At 53.5% G+C, this 19,829-nt stretch carries 10 protein-coding genes; all 10 read left to right on the top strand.

The window, feature by feature from the left end; all coding sequences use genetic code 11:
* The first annotated feature begins 5 nt into the window (after window positions 1-5).
* Entirely contained in the window at window positions 6-1,781 is a 1,776-nt protein-coding gene (locus tag OIN60_RS11125; RefSeq protein ID WP_305754937.1) for a sensor histidine kinase, read from the top strand.
* Entirely contained in the window at window positions 1,782-3,287 is a 1,506-nt protein-coding gene (locus OIN60_RS11120) for a response regulator transcription factor (protein ID WP_305754936.1), read from the top strand. It begins immediately after the preceding gene.
* 146 nt (window positions 3,288-3,433) lie between these two features.
* Window positions 3,434-4,912 carry an ABC transporter substrate-binding protein gene (locus tag OIN60_RS11115; protein WP_305754935.1) on the top strand — a complete coding sequence of 493 codons (1,479 nt, stop codon included), beginning with the start codon at window positions 3,434-3,436 and terminating at the stop codon, window positions 4,910-4,912.
* A gap of 77 nt (window positions 4,913-4,989) precedes the next feature.
* A complete protein-coding gene (locus OIN60_RS11110) occupies window positions 4,990-5,919 on the top strand; it encodes an ABC transporter permease (protein ID WP_305754934.1) in 930 nt (309 codons plus the stop codon).
* A 26-nt stretch (window positions 5,920-5,945) separates the two neighbouring features.
* Complete coding sequence (locus OIN60_RS11105) at window positions 5,946-6,863, top strand: carbohydrate ABC transporter permease (RefSeq protein ID WP_305754933.1); 918 nt, start codon at window positions 5,946-5,948, stop codon at window positions 6,861-6,863.
* Between the two features lie 34 nt (window positions 6,864-6,897).
* Complete coding sequence (locus OIN60_RS11100; protein ID WP_305754932.1) at window positions 6,898-9,195, top strand: glycoside hydrolase family 3 N-terminal domain-containing protein; 2,298 nt, start codon at window positions 6,898-6,900, stop codon at window positions 9,193-9,195.
* A gap of 3 nt (window positions 9,196-9,198) precedes the next feature.
* On the top strand, window positions 9,199-12,411 hold the full coding sequence (locus OIN60_RS11095; RefSeq protein WP_305754931.1) for an alpha-mannosidase: 3,213 nt from the start codon (window positions 9,199-9,201) through the stop codon (window positions 12,409-12,411).
* Between the two features lie 49 nt (window positions 12,412-12,460).
* Window positions 12,461-13,780, top strand: coding sequence for a glycoside hydrolase family 125 protein (locus OIN60_RS11090; protein ID WP_305754930.1), 1,320 nt, complete (start codon window positions 12,461-12,463; stop codon window positions 13,778-13,780).
* Complete coding sequence (locus OIN60_RS11085) at window positions 13,777-16,959, top strand: alpha-amylase family protein (protein ID WP_305754929.1); 3,183 nt, start codon at window positions 13,777-13,779, stop codon at window positions 16,957-16,959. Before OIN60_RS11090 ends, OIN60_RS11085 begins: the two co-directional genes overlap by 4 nt.
* 4 nt (window positions 16,960-16,963) lie before the next feature.
* Window positions 16,964-19,750 (top strand): alpha-mannosidase, encoded by a 2,787-nt coding sequence (locus OIN60_RS11080; protein ID WP_305754928.1) that lies wholly within the window; start codon window positions 16,964-16,966, stop codon window positions 19,748-19,750.
* Window positions 19,751-19,829: the final 79 nt, after the last annotated feature.

Below are 19,829 nucleotides of genomic sequence, written 5' to 3'. Positions count from 1 at the left end.
TGAGAATGCTGTTCATTTTTTCATTCATCTCCATTATTACGATTATCACATTGTCCTATATCGTATTCAGATCCGTTGCGGATGCAACGATTCGCCGGGAGCTTGAAGTGCAGAAAGCAGCTATGGAGAGCGTGGACCGCTATATCCGCCAGCAGTATGAGGCGGTGCAGGATATGGTGAGCGATTTGCACCGGAATGAGGCGTTGTCGGCGAATACCTCCTATTTCATGGAGCATCCTTATGCCGATTATGTACAGCATCTGACAGAAGGCTTCTACACCAACAGGGATGATTACTCCACGGATGCACAGACTCATTTTCAGAACCTGGTGGTTGAGCATGCAAGTATCCGTCATGTGCTGCTGTACAGCGCGGACCAGCAATATCTGTCGAATTTTAGCCGGAACATGGAGTTCAAGCAGCGGTATGTGAATGCTGCCCATTCTTTTGTGCCTGACGTGATGGCGATGGAGACACCTAATATCAGCGCACCAAACTACTGGGTCCGAAAGTCCATTGATGAGTGGGACCCTGCGCTTTATGCGATTCGTGTGCCGATCAACAATAAACAGACGCTCAAAAATGTCGGGCAGTTCATGGTGTTTCTCGATTCGGAGTCGGTTGGCCAGGCGCTTGCGAACTACACGAACAGCCTCAAGGGAGATATCGTCGTGTTATCCGCGCAGGGCACAGTTCTCTTCGACTCCAGTGGACAATATTACGGGCACAGCTACCCTTATGTGAACGTGGAGGAGGCTCTGTTTGACAGCAGAGGATCAGGTACCGCCAACAAGGTTCAGGACCGGTATGTGAATCAGTTAATCTCTGCTGATGAGGGTTATGTCGTGATAGGGGCCGTCCCGGCAAGCGAAATTGTAGAGGCCTATGCGGGCATTCGTCATACGATTCTGCTGCTCAGTTTCCTGTGCCTTTTATTTGCCGTCCTGGTACCGGCGTTATTCATCATGAATTTTGCCAAACGGACACGCAGAATTATCCGGTTCATGCATAAAGTGAAGGAAGGCGATCTGACTGCTCGTATCCATGATCCGCGTGAGGACGAGCTGGGGCAGATTGCAAGCAGCTTCAACGATATGCTCATAGAGATGAATCAATATATAGAGCGTGTGTACAAAGCCGAAATACGGCAGAAGGAGACGGAGCTGGTGGCGCTGCAGGCGCGGATCAATCCGCATTTTCTGTACAATACGCTGGAGGTCATCCGCATGAGAGCTGTGTCGCAGGGAGCCAGAGACGTTGGGGATATGATCTACAGTCTGTCCGTTTTATTCAAGAGCCAGGTACAGCAAAAGAGCAATCATACCTTGAAGGATGAGCTGGAGGCCTGCCGTCTCTATCTGGAGTTATTCCGCATTCGCTATAAAGATATTTTTATCTATAAGATCAAGGTGGATTCCAGGTTCTATGCTTGCCCGGCCGTCAAGCTGTCGCTGCAGCCACTTGTCGAAAATTATGTCATCCACGGTATCCGCACCGAGCGTGCGGACAACAGGCTGGACATTGAGGTAAAGGAAGCGCGAGGCATGCTGATGATCGAAGTGCGTGATAATGGCAAAGGAATAACGGCGGATCGTCTGGACGAAATCCATCAGGAGCTGGCGTGCCAGGAGGAATCGGGGCGGATGTTCGGATTGCGCAGCGTGCATAGCCGATTGCGGTTCCTGTATGGGCCAGACTACGGCATCACCATAGAGAGCAAGCCGGATGAAGGAACAACCATTCAGGTGCGTTATCCTGTTGAAGAGGGGACAGATGCTTAGATGTATAAAGTATTCATTGTAGATGACGAGCCATTCATTATTGAAGGGCTGTACGATATCGTGGACTGGGCTGCCTTTGGGCTGGAAATCGTGGGTCACGCAGGCCATGGGCAGCTTGCGCTGGAGCGTCTGTCGTCCCAGCCGGTGGATATCCTGATTACCGACATCTCCATGCCGGTGCTGGACGGCCTGCAATTAATACGTGAGATGAGACAAAGGCAGCATGAGCTGAAAGTCATTATTCTTAGCGGGTTCAATGATTTTGATTATTTGAAGGAAGGCATGCAGCTCGGGATCGACAATTATCTGTTGAAGCCGATTAATATTGAGGAGCTGGAGGCCACGCTGCGCAACATCGTGACCAATCTGGACAAAAGGACACCAAATGATGCTTACGGTATGCAGATTCTGAAGGATAATACGCTGCACCGGCTATTAACCGGACAGATTGCATGCAGAGAGTTTGAGGAGCGCGCCGAGTTCATGGGCATTACGCTGGATGGTCCTTATATCGGAGTAGCCTCCATACATGCGGATTCCAAGCAAACGACCCTATTCGAAGGAGTGGAGCAGCGGGCGCTGGAGGCGGCGTATCCGGTTCTATTCCACGATGTGGACGGGGATACCGTGATCATTGCCAATCTGCCAAATCGCGACGAGAGCGCTCAGGCCTTCAAAGACTGGCTTACGGTTATGGCGGCGGAGCTTGCACCGGCGTATCCGTCGCTGCTGATCGGCATTGGGGGCATTACCCAGGGCCTGGAGGGTGCTCCGACGAGCTACCGTGAAGCGAAGAAAGCCATGGAGTATGTCATGGTCTATCCCGAGCTGCAGATCATTGATTACGAACGGCTTGGAGCTGGCCATTTCGGGGCGCCGGCTTTTACCGTGTCATGGAGTGATTACGCGAAGCTGATGATGGCCAGAAATCAGGCAGGGATCGCCAGCAGAATTCGGACGGATTTTGAGCGGCACAGTGACGGGATTACCCCCGCCGAGCTTCAGCATGCCGCGCTGGAGCTGGTCATCCGCTTCAAGATGGAGCTGGAGCAGATCAAGCATACGGATGAATCGGCCATCTTCCAGACTGGGCTACAGCGGGTAATGTCCAGTACGACATTGGAGGAGCTGGTGCTGGCTGTGCAGGAAGTGGGTGCGGCGACCGTGCAGTCTCTGCTGCAGGATATGAAAAATCCGACGGTCAGCCAGGTGTTGAACCATATACATACCCACTACGCGGACGAGTTGTCCCTCAAGCTGCTGGGCGCGCAGTATCATCTGCACCCGGTATATCTGGGACAATTGTTCCAAAAGGAAACAGGAGAGACCTTCGCGGAGTATATCAATAAATACCGTATTGAGCGGGCCAAGGAGCAACTGAAGAATACCAGCCTCAAGGTTCATGAGATCGCACGTAATGTGGGTTATTGGGAGACGGGATATTTTTACAAGCAATTCCGCAAGTATGTGGGAATATCGCCTACCGACTTCAAAACGCTGGGTTAGCTCTGTGTTAGAAATTCGGGGCTTCCCTTTAATTTGTACCCGGATTTATTAAGTTTGTATTCTTTATGAAACGGCTTTCATTCGTTAGAGTTAAAGAAGCAAACGATAGAGCTAAAGGCATTTGCAAAAGGGAGGATCATAATTCGATGAATAAGAAGAAAAGACGATTGTCCTTCGTTCTGGCGTCACTGATGTCGCTCGTGCTTGTCCTGAGCGCCTGTGGTGGAGGTGGCGGAAGTGATAGCGGTGCGGATGGCTCCAGTGGTGAAAAACCGGTCGAGCTCATCTGGTACACCATCGGTACTCCGCAAAAAGACGTGGACAGGGTTATGGAGGAAGTCAGCAAGTATACCCAGGAGAAAATCAATGCTACCGTCACCATGAAAATGGTGGATTGGGGCGACTACGCGCAAAAGATGCAGGTCAATGTAGCCTCCGGTGAGCCGATGGATATTCTCTTTACCTCTTCCGGCGGATTTGATTATGTACAGAATGCCCGCAAGGGAGCTTTCCTGGAGCTGGATGAGCTGCTTGAGCAACATGGCAAGGAGCTGACACAGGTCCTGGATCCGGCCTTCCTGAACGGCTCCAAGGTTGACGGACATAATTATGGCATCCCTGCCAACAAGGAGCTGCCGCAGCAGGAGGTATGGCGTTTCAACAAAACGCTGCTGGACAAATACAACCTGGATATCTCGAATGTCCGCACACTGGACAGCTTGGAGCCGCTGCTGAAGACGATCAAGGAGAAAGAGCCTACCGTCACGGCGTTTGCCATGGATAAACAGTATGTGCCTTATGTGCCGTACGACTATATTATCCAGAATCTGCCGATGGCTGTGAAGCTGGACACTCAGGACTACAAGATCGTCAACATTCTCGAAACAGACGAAATGAAAGCCGCGCTCAAGACGATGCACAAATATTACAAAGCAGGTTATGTGTCACCAGAAGCGGCCACGACGGGTTCGACCAATGATCTGACCACCTCGGGCAACTGGTTCCTGGACCGTGCACAGACACAGCCCCTGGCGGAAAATCTATGGTCTGCAAGTTATGGTTATCCGGTCGTAACTACGCCGGCAAGTGATGCGATCATCACGAATATGTCGGTACAAGGCTCGATCATGGCCATCTCGGCCAATTCGGAATATCCGGAGAAAGCGATGCAGTTTCTGAATCTGCTGAATACCGATCCTGTATTGCGCAATATGGTGGATTCCGGCATTGAAGGAGTCCATTATAAGAAGGTTGATGACAAGTATATGGAGAATCTGCCGGAGTCCAAGAGCTACGACATGCCGTCGTATTCACTCGGTAACAATATGCTGCTGTACCTGAATGCCAATGACCCTGATAACAAATGGGATGAATTCAAGAAATTCAATGCAGAAGGCGTCAATTCCCCGATCCTGGGCTTCAACTTCGATGCCAGCAAGGTGTCCACAGAGCTCGCAGCCGTGCAAAATGTGAAAGAGCAATTCTGGGCTGCCTTGATGACCGGCACACTGGATCCCGAGCAGAATCTGGATCAGGTGATCGACAAGTTTAACGAGGCGGGTCTGCCGAAAGTGATGGCCGAAGCCCAAACCCAGCTTGATGCCTGGAAAGCGGAAAATCAGTAAGTCACAGGAAAGGATCGGGCGGTCGCATGTGCGCCCGGTCCTTTTATATATCAACCCCATGACAGGAGGGATAACGAATGGCCGCATTTTTCAAGAACCTGCTCAAAAATAAAGTCATGCTGCTCATGGTGCTGCCCGGCGCTATCTGGTTCTTCTTTTTCTCATATCTGCCCCTTGTAGGAACCGTTGCTGCCTTCAAGCAGTACCGGTTCAGCCGTGAGGGCTTCTGGGCCAGTTTGGCTAAGAGTGACTGGGTGGGTTGGGACAACTTCAAATTTATTTTCAGCAACAATGACGCATTGCTCATTACGCGCAATACACTGCTGTACAATCTGGCGATTATTTTTCTGGGATTGATCTTTGCCGTGGGCCTCGCGATTTTGCTCTCCGAGCTAATCAACAAGCGGCTGGCCAAAATCTATCAGACAGGTATGTTCCTTCCTTACTTTCTGTCCTGGGTCATTGTCGGATATTTCGTATTCAGCTTCCTGAGCTTCGACCGGGGCATGCTGAATCAGGTCATTGGCTGGTTCGGACTTCAGCCAATCCAATGGTACTCGGAGGCGAAATATTGGCCGTATATTCTCGTTCTCGTAGCTCTTTGGAAGGCCGTGGGCTACAACAGCATTGTGTATCTGGCCTCCATTCTGGGCATTGACAAGTCGTTGTATGAAGCAGCCATGATCGATGGAGCCAGCAAGTGGCAGCAGATTCGCAACATTACGCTTCCTTTGCTCTCGCCGATCATCATCATTATGACGCTGCTGGCCGTGGGCCGGATTTTCTATGCCGATTTTGGCCTGTTTTATCAGGTTCCGCGTGATTCAGGCACGCTGTATGCGGCTACCAACGTCATTGATACTTATGTATACCGTGGCTTGAAGACGACCGGCGAGATCGGGATGAGCACCGCTGCGGGGCTGTATCAGTCTGTGGTCGGTTTTGTGCTTGTCCTCATTTCCAACTATGTCGTCCGCCGAATGGATAAAGACAGTAGTCTGTTCTAAACACAAGATGAGGGGAGTGATCCGGGATGGCGCAGGCTGCAGCTAAAAAAAAGGACTTTCATAACATATCCCGTGGATGGAACATCATCCTGAATATCATTGCAGGTTTGTTTGCTTTTATATGCGTGTTTCCTTTTTTGTTCGTGGTCATTATTTCCTTGACGGATGAGAAGGCATTGGCGCGGGACGGCTACCGGCTGATTCCGGCCGAATGGAGCTTCGCGGCTTATGAATTTGTATGGCAGAGCGGGGATGCGCTGCTTCGCGCTTACGGGGTGACCATCCTGGTTACCGTACTGGGAACGATCATCAGTCTGATTCTGATGTCGCTCTACGCCTATGCGATTTCACGCAAGAGCTTCCGCTACAGGAGGTTCTTCTCCGTCTTTGCCATTCTGACGATGCTGTTCAACGGCGGGATGATTCCTACGTATATGGTCGTGTCTCAATTGCTCGGTCTGAAGGATACGCTGTGGGCGCTGATTCTTCCGCTGGCTATGAATGCTTTTTATATCATTATTCTGCGGACCTTCTACTCCACGAGCGTGCCGGATGCCCTTATCGAGTCCGGGAAAATTGACGGGGCCGGGGAGTTCTATATTTTTCTGAAAATTGTAGTTCCGCTGTCGCTGCCAGGTCTGGCTACCATTGGTTTGTTCAGCACACTAGGCTACTGGAACGATTGGTTTAATGCACTGTTGTATATTGATAATCCCAAGCTGGTGCCGCTGCAATCGATGCTGATGCGGATTGAGTCCAGCATTCAGTTCCTGCAGCAAAATTCAGCGGGCAGTGCCATGAGCCTGCAGGCGCTGCAGTCCATTCCGCAGGATACGTCGCGTATGGCCATGGTGGTGCTGGCGACACTGCCGATTATTTTTGCGTATCCGTTCTTCCAGCGTTATTTTGTGCAGGGACTTACCGTCGGAGCAGTCAAGGAATAGGGAGATCACGAAGTTGGATTGGAGAGATCGATCGATGACTTACAAGGACAAGACGAAATCCATTGCCGACCGGACAGAGCATCTGTTAAGCCTGATGACACCAGAAGAGAAGGTCGGTCAACTGGCGCAGCCTTTCGGCTGGCAAATATATGAGCAGCATGAGGGACGCATTACATTAACGGAAGATTTCAAAGAAAAGGTCAAGCAGGGCGGCATAGGCTCACTGTATGGCGTACTGCGGGCAGACCCCTGGACAGGGGTCACGCTGGACAACGGCCTGTCTGCCAGGCAAGGAGCTGAGGCGGTCAACCAAATTCAGCGTTATGCGGTCGAGCATTCGCGGCTGGGCATTCCTATCCTGTTTGGCGAGGAATGCTCGCATGGGCATATGGCGATTGACGGAACGGTATTTCCGGTGCCGCTCTCGCTGGGAAGCACCTGGAACGTGGACTTGTATTATGAAATGTGCCGGACGGTGGCACGTGAGACTCGTGCCCAAGGCGGAGCAGTGACCTACTCGCCGGTGCTTGATGTAGTGCGGGACCCCCGCTGGGGACGGACGGAGGAGTGCTTTGGCGAGGACCCTTATCTGATCGGGGAATTTGCGGTGGCCGCTGTGCAGGGACTTCAGGGCGAGCGGCTGGATCAGGAAGACAGCGTAGCGGTTACGCTGAAGCATTTTGTGGGCTATGGCAGCTCCGAAGGCGGACGTAATGCGGGGCCTGTGCATATGGGCTGGCGGGAGCTGCGGGAGGTCGATCTGTATCCGTTCAGGAAGGGAGTTGAGGCAGGGGCCTGTTCGATCATGCCTGCCTACAATGAGATTGACGGTATCCCGTGCACGGTGAATACGGAGCTGCTGGAGGGCGTGCTGCGCAAGGAGTGGGGCTTTGACGGCATGGTCATTACCGACTGTGGAGCCATTGATATGCTTGCGAGTGGGCATGATGTGGCGGAAAACGGGCTGGACGCTGCTGTGCAGGCGCTTGTGGCCGGTATTGATATGGAAATGTCGGGCGAAATGTTCGGTCAGTATCTGCTGCAGGCTCTTGCTGAGGGCAAGCTTGCGCCCGCCGTTCTGGACCAGGCTGTGCGGCGGGTGCTGAACCTGAAATTTACGCTTGGTCTATTCGACCATCCTTATGTCGATCCTGACCGGGCGGAGAAGGTCATCGGGGCGGAGCAGCATATTCGCCTGGCACGTCAATTAGCGGCGGAAGGCATAGTGCTGTTGAAGAACGAGGAAGGCATATTGCCTCTGTCCGGCTCCAGGGGGCGGATTGCCGTGATCGGGCCGAATGCTGATCAGGCATATAACCAGTTGGGAGACTATACCTCCCCGCAGCCAAGATCCAAGGTAGCGACGGTGCTGGATGGAATCCGCCGTAAGCTGGCGGATGAACCGGACAGGGTCTTCTATGCCCCGGGTTGCCGGATCAAGGGAGACGACCGTGCAGGCTTCGAGCTTGCTCTGGCCGTAGCAGCGCAGGCCGATACCGTAGTGATGGTGATGGGCGGTTCCAGCGCACGAGACTTCGGGGAGGGCACCATTGATTTGCGGACAGGGGCATCCAACGTATCGGATCATTCCTGGAATGATATGGATTGTGGTGAAGGCATCGACCGGATGACGCTGGGGCTTGCCGGTGTGCAGCTCGAGCTGCTGCAGGAGATTCATAAGCTGGGCAAGAAGCTGATCGTGATCTACATGAACGGGCGTCCTATTGCCGAACCGTGGGTGGGTGAGCATGCGGATGCCATTCTGGAGGCCTGGTATCCCGGTCAGGAAGGTGGGCGAGCGATTGCAGACATTATTTTCGGGGATGTGAATCCCTCCGGGCGTCTGACCCTCTCCATTCCCAAGCATGTCGGGCAGCTTCCGGTCTACTACAACGGCAAACGTTCGCGTGGCAAGCGCTATCTGGAAGAGGACCTGCAGCCGCAGTATCCGTTTGGCTATGGTCTCAGCTACACCAGCTTCCATTACAGCGAACCGAAGCTGAGCGCTGCTTCCATGAGGGCTGGAGAAACGGTCACATTAACGGTCAATGTTACCAATACGGGAGACCGCGAGGGGGCGGAGGTTGTGCAGTTTTACGTATCCGATACGGTCAGCTCGATGACACGACCGGTGAAGGAGCTGAAGGGCTTCAGCAAAATTGCACTGCAGCCGGGGGAGACGAAGACAGTTACATTCAGCGTGGGAGCTGAACAACTGCAATATATCGGGCGTGATTTGACGCCTGTCGTAGAACCGGGACAATTCAAGCTGCATGTAGGCAGACATGTGAATGATACGCAGGCCGTCGATTTATGGGTACGGGAGGTATAACTTATGGAACGAATGAGACGATTCATCCGCGAGCTGTCCGAACGGCAATGGCTGGAGCAGCAAGAGCTGCGCGGCTGGGACATTACGCGGGCTTATTATAACGTGCCGGGCGATTATAGGGATATAGAGCCTTATCCGCAGGGAGAAGACTTGAACCATTATCCGAGCGAGCAGGGAACGACTTATTTTTTTAGAACACGCCTGGAGGTTCCTCCCGCATGGCAGTCCTCTCCATTTGGGCTTGTCTTTGAATCGGGTGGGGAAGGACTGCTGCGTGTGAATGGACGCTCTTATCAGGGGCTGGACCGTAATCATACTTATGTAACGCTTGATCCGGCCAGAGTGGGTATGTCACCTGAGCTTGAGATTGAATTGTTCGACCCGGTGCCTGAGCCTGTCGATCCTCTGAATCAGCAGGCTGTCATACAGCCGCCCATTATGTCGATCCGCAGTCTTCTGGTCAGACCGAATACAGCGGTACAGAGCTTGATGTACACCGTGACGGTCATAAGAGATTCGGCTGCGCTGCTGCCTGAAGCAGACCTGCGGCGGGTGCGTTTGCTTGCAGCGCTGTATACCGCTATGGACGCATTCGTCAACCTGAACGAAGAGTCTGTCCGCGCGGGCGGCAGCATACGCTTTATTGAAGAGAAGCTCATGCAGGACGTTCGTTCTATCGGAGGTCATGCTGAAGGACTGGAGCATATGGTCGGCCAATCCCATATTGATATTGCCTGGCTGTGGCCGGTGCGGGAGACGGTGCGCAAGACGAGCCGCACGTTCTCTACTGTGGACGCTCTGATGAATGAGTATCCCGAATACAAATATGCACAGAGTCAGCCCTTGCTGTATGCCTTTCTCAAGGAGCATGATCCCGAGCTGTATTCACGGGTGAAGCAGAGAATTGCAGAGGGACGGTGGGAGCTGGTCGGGGGTATGTGGGTGGAGCCTGATCTGAATATTCCGAGCGGTGAATCCCTGATGCGTCAAATGCTGTACGGACAGCGCTTCTATCAGGAGGAATTCGGCATGACCTCCCGCATCGAGTGGCTGCCGGACACGTTCGGTTATTGCGCCTCGCTGCCGCAAATTCTGAAGCACGGCAAGGTGCAATATTTTATGACCACCAAGCTGGGCTGGAATGATACCAATAGGTTCCCGTATGATCTGTTCCATTGGGTGGGCATTGACGGCACTTCGCTGCTGTCTTACCTCAATCATGGTGTGAACGAGCATACGCATGCGAAGGACATTCATGATCATTGGCAATCCTATCGGGAAAAAGCCGCCCATCCCGAGCAAATGCTGCTCTACGGACACGGCGACGGCGGCGGCGGGGTCACGCGTGAGATGCTCGAATATATCGACCGCGCTGAGCTGATGGTTGGTCAGCCTGCCAGTCGTTACAGCACGGCCGCTGAGTTTTTTGCAGGTATAGAGCGGGAGCAGCCACGCATTCCCGAATGGCACGGCGATCTGTATCTGGAGCTGCATCGGGGCACGTATACGACACATGGCCGCAACAAGCGGAACAACCGCAAGGCAGAGGTGCTGTACCGGGAAGCGGAGCTGTGGAATACGATCGCCTGGCCGGGCATGAGGCAGGAGCAGCAGGGAGAGGTCTATTCTATGCTGCACGCGGGCTGGAAGCTGATCCTGCTCAATCAATTTCACGATATTATTCCAGGCTCGGCCATCACCGAATCCTACGTGACCTCGGACAAGGAGTATGAGCAGGTGTTCAAGCTGGGGCAGCAGGCTTTGCAGGAAGGGTTGAAGGCGCTGGCTCCATCCATTCGTGCAGAAGAGGGGCCGGCGAATGCAACACCATACGTGGTCTTCAACAGTCTGGGCTGGAGCCGCAGCACGGTCATTCATATTCCGGTTGACGAAGTTGCTGATGTGGGAGCTGCAGTTGCACAGCCGCAGCAGACAAAGCAGTGGGTCGCGTTAGATAGCCAGGGCAATCGTCTGAAGTCGGATATGGAGGAAGGCGGCGTCTCTGTGCTTGTGCCGGACATTCCCGCGTTTGGTTATAAGACGATTTGGCTGCAGATGGTGACAGAGAATCCTGTTACCGAGTCTGAAGCACAGGTGACGTTGCCGGAAGGGGACTTCATCCATACCTGGGAAACGGAATGGTACCAGGTCAGCTTCAATGAACAAGGCGAAATGACTCGCCTGTTCGATAAAGCCGCTGAACGTGAGGTGCTGAAGCTCGGCGAGCGGGCGAATCGTTTTCATTTCTTCCACGACCGTCCGACGCTCTGGGATGCCTGGGATATCGACCCACGGTATGAAGAGCAGGCTGCGGGAGAAGCTGAATTGCTGGAATCCCGGCTGCTGCTCTCCGGTGCGACGAAGGATGTGCTGCGCTTTCGTTGGCGGCTGCATCAGTCTGAAATTACACAGGACATCATCTTTTATCATTACCAGCGCCGCATTGATTTCAAGACACATGTGAGCTGGAATGAAAATCATAAGCTGCTGAAGGTTGGTTTCCCTGTCGATGTGAGGACCGAAAAAGCGACCTATGAGATTCCATTCGGCACCTTGGAGCGTCCGACACACCGCAATACGAGCTGGGAGCAGGCCCAGTTTGAAGTATGCGGGCACCGCTTTGTGGATGTATCCGAATACGGTTACGGAGTCAGCCTGCTGAATGATTGCAAATACGGCTATGATGTGCAGGGCAGCACGATTCGTCTGTCCCTGCTGCGTGCGCCCAAATGGCCGGACCAGACGGCAGACCTGGGCGAGCATGATTTTACCTATTCCTTGTATCCGCATGAAGGAGATTGGCGTAGTGCCCATACTGTGCGCCAGGCTGCGGAGTTGAACCATGAAGCTACCGTGTATGCTGTGGAGCAGCAGGAATCCGTCCACACCGGAGAAGGAGACGACCGTATCCGAATTGCAAATACCGGTTCCTTGAATGCCGGAGTCCCGGCAAGCACAGGCTCATGGCTTACCTTCGACGGTGAGCATGTTGTGCTCGACACAGTCAAGACCACCGAAGAAGGGCAAGGTACGATCCTCCGTTTCTACGAATCGTCCGGGAAGCGTGAGCGCATATCACTGCAATGGCCGCGTCCCTATGAGCAGGCCTGGCTCTCCAATGCGCTGGAAGAGCCGGAGGAGTCGATCTCCGTGCAGGACGGCCGGATGGAGCTGAGCTTTGCCCCGTACGAGATCAAGACGATACTTATCCGATGAAGGATCCCGTCTAAACAGATGGATGAAAAGGAGTGCAAAATTTTTAGATATGGAACAATTCCGACTACCCCAGATCCCGATGCCAACACTTGAACTGCCCGGCGCTGTTCAGCAAGTGCTGAAAGAAGCCGAAGAGCAACTGAAGGACAGGCCGAAGCTGCTGCAATTATTCCAAAATTGTTTTCCGAACACGCTGGAAACGACCACCAAGCTGATGGAGGATGGGACAACCTTCGTTATTACCGGAGATATCCCGGCTTCCTGGTTAAGAGACTCTGTGGAGCAGGTCATTCATTATATCCCACTGGCTAAGGACGATAAGGATCTACAGCGCATCATCGGCGGTCTGATCAAAAGGCATATTCAATATCTTCATATTGATCCTTATGCCAATGCCTTTAACGAGTCGGCAAATGACTGGCATTGGAATACGACAGACGAAACAGACATGTCTCCGTGGGTATGGGAGCGCAAATTCGAGATTGACTCGCCATGCTTTGTCATTCGTCTGGCCTATCTATATTGGAAGGAAACCGGATTAACGGACATTTTTGATGCCAGCTTTAAAGGCGCTCTGCGCAAAATTGTGGACCTGTTCAAAACCGAGCAGCATCATGCGCAGTTATCTCCTTACCGCTTCACACGTAATAACGGCATCCCGACAGATTCTTTGCGTAACAAGGGGCTTGGCATGCCGGTGAACTATACGGGGTTGATCTGGTCCGGCTTCCGTTCCAGTGATGATGCCTGTGATTTTCACTACAATATTCCGGGTAATATGTTCGCGGTCGTAGCGCTGCGGCAGATGCAGGAGTTTGCGGAATGGGTGTTCCGGGATCTGGCTTTGTTGCAGGAGCTTAAGGCTCTGGAGGAAGAGGTCGTGCACGGGATTCAGCTTTACGGGATCTACCGTCATCCGGAATTTGGCCCGATGTACGCTTATGAGACGGATGGCTTCGGCAACTACTGCCTGATGGATGATGCGGGCACCCCCGGACTAATATCGATTCCTTATCTGGGTTATACGACAGCGGAGGATCCGATTTATCAGAACACGAGACGTTTTGCGCTCAGTAAAGAGAATTCCTTCTATTATGAAGGAAAAGTGGCGAAGGGGCTCGGCAGCCCGCATACACCGCCGGATTATATCTGGCATATGGGGTTGTCTATGCAGGGCCTGACAGCACAGTCCGCTGAAGAGAAGCTGGAGATGATTCGACTGCTGGAAGCGACGGATGGCGGCACAGGTTACATGCATGAAGGCTTTCACGCCGACGATCCGTCCGTCTTCACCCGCAAATGGTTCGCCTGGTCCAACAGTCTGTTCTCGCAGCTCGTATATAAGGCGATGAAGGAAGGTCTGTTATGAGCTGGACAAGCGCTGTGAGCAGGCGCACTCTTATTTTCTGTGATGGGGAATTTCCGGTCATGTCCGTGCTGCCTGACGTAGGCACATGGGGAGATCATGGAGATGGGCATGGGGAGATTCGGGTAGCACGGGCGGAGGAGCTGAATGAGGCTCTGGAGGGCATGTCGGCAGGAGACTGCTTTGTCAATCTGCATGCGCCTTATTTTCCCAAACCGTCCTGGACCGCAATTGCAGCTTATCTGAAAAGGGGAGGAAGCCTGCTGAGTGTCGGCGGAGCTCCTTTCAAACGTCCGGTGCGCCGCGAGGAACAGCAATGGGTGGTCGAGGCGGAGCAAACCGCCTATCATCAGGAGTTATATATTCATGAGGTGTTAAAGGTAACGGCTGCTAAGGTAACAGCGTTGTATGCCTCCGAGACCATTCCTCTGCTCGCAGGACAGGAAGAGCTGCTAGAGCGGGCAGATACCTGGAATCTGGTGCCCCATACGACGAAAAGCAGTGATTTACCGCATCAGATGGGCTCTGCAGGACCGATGAGCACCCAGATTTATCCGTTGCTTACCGGCGTGAGTAAGGATGGCAGGCATATCGCAGCCCCGGTCGTGCTGTGGGAAAATTCACGCGGCTCCTTTATGGGCTCACGATGGATGTTCGTGAATCAGCCACTGACGGCTTCTTTCTGGGAGAAGGGAGGCGCTGCGGAGCTGCTGAAATGGGCGGAATTCTGCGCGAACGGCGTGACGGAAATGTCGCTTAAGTCTAACTATGCTTCCTATGAGCTTGGGGAGCGGCCTGTATTGACGCTGCAAACGCAGATTTTGCAGCGAGGGGAGGAGCGGCGCAGACAGCCTGAGACCTGGACCTTTGAATTGTGTATCGAGCGTGAAGCTCAGAGTCAGCAGGGCTCCGTTGAGTTGGTATGGGAGCATACGCTTTGTGCCGATGTGACCGGAGAGCAGCGGTTTGAGCGAATTCCATTACCTTTTCACGTACAAAACGGGCTGTATCGAATCTTCTGCCGTGCACAGGGGCCAAGCGGTGAGACTCGTTTGCTGCGCCAGGGCTTCTGGGGACAGGATGCTGTTCTGCTGTCTGAAGGAGAGCTCCTGACACGCGGCCGGGATTATTTTATGAGGGGCGATCGTGCCATGCCTGTTGTGGGTATGACCTATATGGCCTCGGATGTGGCGCGCAAGTTTCTGTTTTTGCCGAACCCGGATGTGTGGGACCGTGATATGGAGCAGATGGCCCGCGCAGGCATTAACTGGATTCGGACGGGGATATGGACGGCGTACCGGAATATCATGCAGGTCGACGGCCATGTGTCCGAGGAGGTTCAACGTGCGATTGATGCCTTCCTGCTAACGGCCAAACGTCACGGGCTGCAGGTTACGTTCACCTTTTTCTCGTTTACGCCGGAGACGTGGGAAGGAGTCAATCCTTACCTGGATCCGCAGAGCGTAGAGGCGCAAAAACGGTTCATTCGCAGCATCGTGAGCCGCCATCAGCATACGACGAATGTCGACTGGGATCTGATCAATGAGCCGTCCATGTTTGATCCTGCTCGTATTTTCTCCAATGGCCCGCGTTCGGCACGGGATGTGTATGAGCAGGCAGCTTTTGTGGCCTGGCTGGAACAGCGGCATGGTACGGTTGAAGCGCTGCAGGAGGCATGGAATATGTCGCCGCAGCAGCTCCCGGATTTTGCGGCTGCGGTCATTCCGGAGGCGGAGGAGATCAACTTTGATGTGCAGGATATGCACCAGGCCAAGAAAGGCACCAGATGGCTGGATTACTGCCTGTTTTCCATGGATATGCACAATGTCTGGGCGAAGCAGCTGGTAGATGTGATCAAGGATTTGTGTCCGCAGCAGCTCGTTACCGTCGGGCAGGACGAGGCGCTCGGAGCGCAGCGGCCTTCACCGTTCTTTTATCAGCAGGAAGTGGATTATACGACGGTGCATTCCTGGTGGCTGAATGATGATCTGGTGTGGGACAGCATTTTTGCCAAAACGCCGGATAAGCCTTGTCTTGTGCAGGAGACTGGCATTATGTACGTGGAGACGCCGGAGGGGCGTGCCAAGCGCACAGAAGAAGAGCTGCATTGCTTGCTGGAGCGTAAGTATGCGTATGCATTCGCTGCCGGAGGCGCGGGAGCCGTGCAGTGGATATGGAACACGAATTTCTATATGGACAATGCCAATGAATCGCATATTGGTGCCTTGCGTGCAGACGGTACGGAGAAGCCGGAAGCGGCTGTGTCTTATGATTTTGGACGTTTTATGCAGCAAATCGCTCATTTATTCACGGACCGCAATCTGGAAGATATTGCTGTCGTATTCCCGTATTCCAACGATTTCTCTAACCGCACATTGGCATATGAGGGGACGACGCGATTGACCCGGGTCATGGCCTATGAGCTCAAGCTTCCGTTCCGTGGTGCATCCGAATACCATCTGGACTCTTTGCAGTCCCAGCCTCCGAAGCTGATCATGGTGCCAAGTCCGCATAATTTGGATAGTGGTGCATTGGAGCAGCTGCTTCAACTGGTGCAGCACGCAGGCTGCCATTTGCTGGTGACGGGACCGCTTGGTCTGGACGCTTACTGGCGCATGACGGACCGGGCTGACGGCATACTGGGTGAACGCAGGCTGGGCAATGTACAACGTGAAGAAGTATTGGACATTCAAGGCACACTGCATCGTTTGACCTATGGCCGGCGCCGGATTGCCGAGGTAGCCAAGGAGGAACGGATACAGGAGCGGAATGACGGCCAGCCTGCAGGGGTGATGCATGTGCCGTTCGGTAAGGGAAGCATTCTCTGGAGCCCGCTGCCTGTCGAGTTGAACGGGCGGGAGGAGCCGCTGGCTGCTCTGTATCGTTATGCTGCCGAACTCGCAGGGGTAACAAGTGAACTGGAGTGGCTTGCGGGAGGAGAATGCGCGGGCGTATATGGCCGGAAGCTTGCGTTTGCAGCCGGCAATCTGTACATTTTTGTGTCCGAATATGCTGTGTCTGTTCAAGTACATGTCAGAGATAAGGTTACAGGCATATCCTATGAATTTTTGCTGGAAAAGAACCGCTCTGTTCTGTTTGCCACCGATGTGGACGGCCAGCTCTTGGCGCTATATCGTCCTGAAGAAGTTGAGATTACACTACATGGGAGAGAGGTGAAGTAGGCTCATGAGCCATTCCAAAAGAGCGCACATTATTTCACACACGCATTGGGACCGGGAATGGTACCTTCCTTACGAGAAGCACCATATGCGTCTGGTCAGCCTGCTGGACTCGCTGCTGGAGCGACTGGATCAGGGACCGGATTTCAAAAGCTTTTATCTCGACGGACAGACCATCATTATTGAAGATTATCTGCAGGTGCGGCCGGATCAGAAGGAACGCTTGATGAAGCACATTCGGGATGGCCGGATTGTCATCGGTCCTTGGTATATTCTGCAGGATGCTTTTCTTACGAGCGGTGAAGCGAATGTGCGGAATATGCAGGTGGGGCACAGAGATGCGAAGCGCTACGGGACACCTTCCAAAATCGGTTATTATCCTGACACCTTTGGCTTGGTGGGACAGACACCGCAGCTAATGCGGCAAGCGGGCATCGATAATGTGTTTTTTGGGCGCGGGGTGAAACCGACGGGCTTCAATAATACCGTATCGGACGGAAGTTATGAGTCCAGTTTCTCAGAGCTGCTGTGGGAAGGACCTGACGGTTCACGGGTGCTGGGGATTCTGTTTGCCAACTGGTACTCCAACGGCAATGAGATCCCGGCGGATGCGGAGGAGGCCCGCAAGTATTGGGAGCGCAAGCTGGCAGATGCCGAGAAATACGCATCAACCCGCGAGCTGCTGTATATGAACGGCTGTGATCACCAGCCGATTCAGCTGGATTTGCCGGAAGCGATTCGCACGGCACAGCAGCTGTTCCCGGATGTCGAGTTTGTTCATTCCAACTTTGCGGATTATCTCGCTGCGGTAGAGCAGTCCCTGGATCGTGAATTGTCCAAGGTGAAGGGCGAGCTGCGCAGTCAGCGCACGGACGGCTGGGGAACGCTGGTGAATACCGCCTCAGCCCGCGTATATCTGAAGCAGATGAACCAGGCAGGTCAAGCTTTGCTGGAAAAGGTAGCGGAACCGCTGGCTTCCCTGGCTCATCTGCTCGGACAGGAATACCCGCATGATCGCTTCACCTATGCCTGGAAAACGCTGATGCAAAATCATCCGCATGACAGTATATGTGGCTGCAGTGTCGATGAGGTGCACCGGGAGATGGTCACCAGATTCGATAAGAGCCGCCATGTGGCAGAAACGATTATAGCAGATAGTGCACGCCGCATTGCCGATGAGGTGGACACCACAGGATTTGAACGGTGGGGAAAGGATGCCTGTCCGTTTGTAGTCTTTAACACCTCCGGGTGGGAACGCAGTGATGTGGTCAGTCTGGAGTTGGACGCGGCCCGCCTTTATTTCCGTGAAGGGCTGCCGCTTGCCGAGACGACCCGGCGTATGCAAGAGCTGGATCTGTCCGGACGTATACTGGTGGACAGCGAAGGCAAGGAAGTGGCCTGTACGGTAGAGGATCTGGGCCTGCAATTTGGCTATGATCTGCCGGACGACCGTTTCCGTCAGCCTTACAGTTGCCGACGTGTACGGATTACTTTTGAAGCGGAGAGCGTGCCAGCGCTGGGTCTTCGAACGTATGCATGGGTGCGCAAGAGTGAAACTGCAACTACGTCCTCGGCTGCTTCGTCTTCGTTGCTTGCGGGCAAGCGGGGGATGGAGAATGAATGGCTAAAGGTGGACATCTCGGATAACGGTTCGTTCACGGTGACCGACAAACAGACCGGACGAAGCTATAAGGAGCTTGGGATTTATGAAAATGTGGGCGACATCGGCAATGAGTACATGTTCAAACAGCCGGATGCAACGGAAGCCCTGACCACGCGTGAGCTTCGTGCCGAGATTCGGGTGCTGGAGGACACACCGTACAGAGCAGCCTATGAAATTATTCATCACTGGGAAATCCCCGCATCCGCTGACGAGGTATTGGATCGGGAGCAGAGAGAGCTGATTTATTACCCACAGCGGACCGCACAGCGTTCCAAGCATACCGTTCCGCTGATCATTCGGACGGTGGTGTCCTTAAGCCGCGGTGGCAAGGGAGTGGTTGTAGAAGCTTCCTTTAATAATGGGGCCAAGGACCACCGTCTGCGGGTTTTGTTTCCGACAGATATTGTATCAACGACGCACAAGGTGGATTCCATGTTCGAGGTCGTGGTCCGTGATAATAAGTCGGCACCTGAATGGGAAAATCCGAGCAATACGCAGCATCAGCAGGCCTTTGTCGATGTAAGCGACACCGCTGCCGGTTTGACGGTGGCAAACCTGGGGTTGAATGAATATGAAGTATTGCAGGATGGACGAAATACCATTGCGGTAACTCTGCTTCGTGCGGTGGGAGAGCTTGGCGATTGGGGGTTGTTTCCGACACCGGAGGCCCAGTGTTTTGGTGAGCACACGGTTCGTCTGGAGATCATCCCGCATAATGGGGACGGGATAACAAATGGAGCCTATGCGGAAGCCTATCAATTCCAGATTCCATGGACGGCGGAGCAGACCGGGATTCATGCAGGCGCTTGGGTGCCGGACACGGCAGTAGTGGCATGGAGCGGAGCAGGACTGGCATTCTCTTCGCTCAAGGTGAACCCGGATTCAGGTGATCTTATGCTGCGCTGGTACAATATGAGCGGTCATCAGACTGAGCTGAGCTGTGGTGCTGCTTCTTCTGCGGCCGGGGCACTGTTCTCCGTGGAGGCTTACTGGAGTAATATTCTGGAGGAGCGGATAGACGACGAAAACCGTATGATGCTGAACGGTGCAGATGATGCATCGTCTGCTCAAGAATGGTCTGTTCAGGTTGGCCCCTGCGAAATCGTGACGGTGGGTGTGCCTAGAGGGTAGACAACTTGTTTCTGCTATGTCAGATTCAACAAAACAGACGCTTCCCATTCCATTGAGAAAGTGGTTTGGGAAGCGTCTT

Source organism: Paenibacillus zeirhizosphaerae, assembly GCF_030705605.1.
Taxonomy (GTDB): Bacteria; Bacillota; Bacilli; order Paenibacillales; family Paenibacillaceae; genus Paenibacillus; species Paenibacillus zeirhizosphaerae.
This window is presented reverse-complemented; position numbering and strand designations above follow the sequence as displayed.

Coding starts and splice junctions, on each gene's coding strand:
- OIN60_RS11080 (WP_305754928.1), top strand. CDS start 16,964: ATGAGCCATTCCAAAAGAGCGCACATTATTTCACACACGCATTGGGAC.
- OIN60_RS11115 (WP_305754935.1), top strand. CDS start 3,434: ATGAATAAGAAGAAAAGACGATTGTCCTTCGTTCTGGCGTCACTGATG.
- OIN60_RS11120 (WP_305754936.1), top strand. CDS start 1,782: ATGTATAAAGTATTCATTGTAGATGACGAGCCATTCATTATTGAAGGG.
- OIN60_RS11085 (WP_305754929.1), top strand. CDS start 13,777: ATGAGCTGGACAAGCGCTGTGAGCAGGCGCACTCTTATTTTCTGTGAT.
- OIN60_RS11090 (WP_305754930.1), top strand. CDS start 12,461: ATGGAACAATTCCGACTACCCCAGATCCCGATGCCAACACTTGAACTG.
- OIN60_RS11100 (WP_305754932.1), top strand. CDS start 6,898: ATGACTTACAAGGACAAGACGAAATCCATTGCCGACCGGACAGAGCAT.
- OIN60_RS11125 (WP_305754937.1), top strand. CDS start 6: ATGCTGTTCATTTTTTCATTCATCTCCATTATTACGATTATCACATTG.
- OIN60_RS11095 (WP_305754931.1), top strand. CDS start 9,199: ATGGAACGAATGAGACGATTCATCCGCGAGCTGTCCGAACGGCAATGG.
- OIN60_RS11110 (WP_305754934.1), top strand. CDS start 4,990: ATGGCCGCATTTTTCAAGAACCTGCTCAAAAATAAAGTCATGCTGCTC.
- OIN60_RS11105 (WP_305754933.1), top strand. CDS start 5,946: ATGGCGCAGGCTGCAGCTAAAAAAAAGGACTTTCATAACATATCCCGT.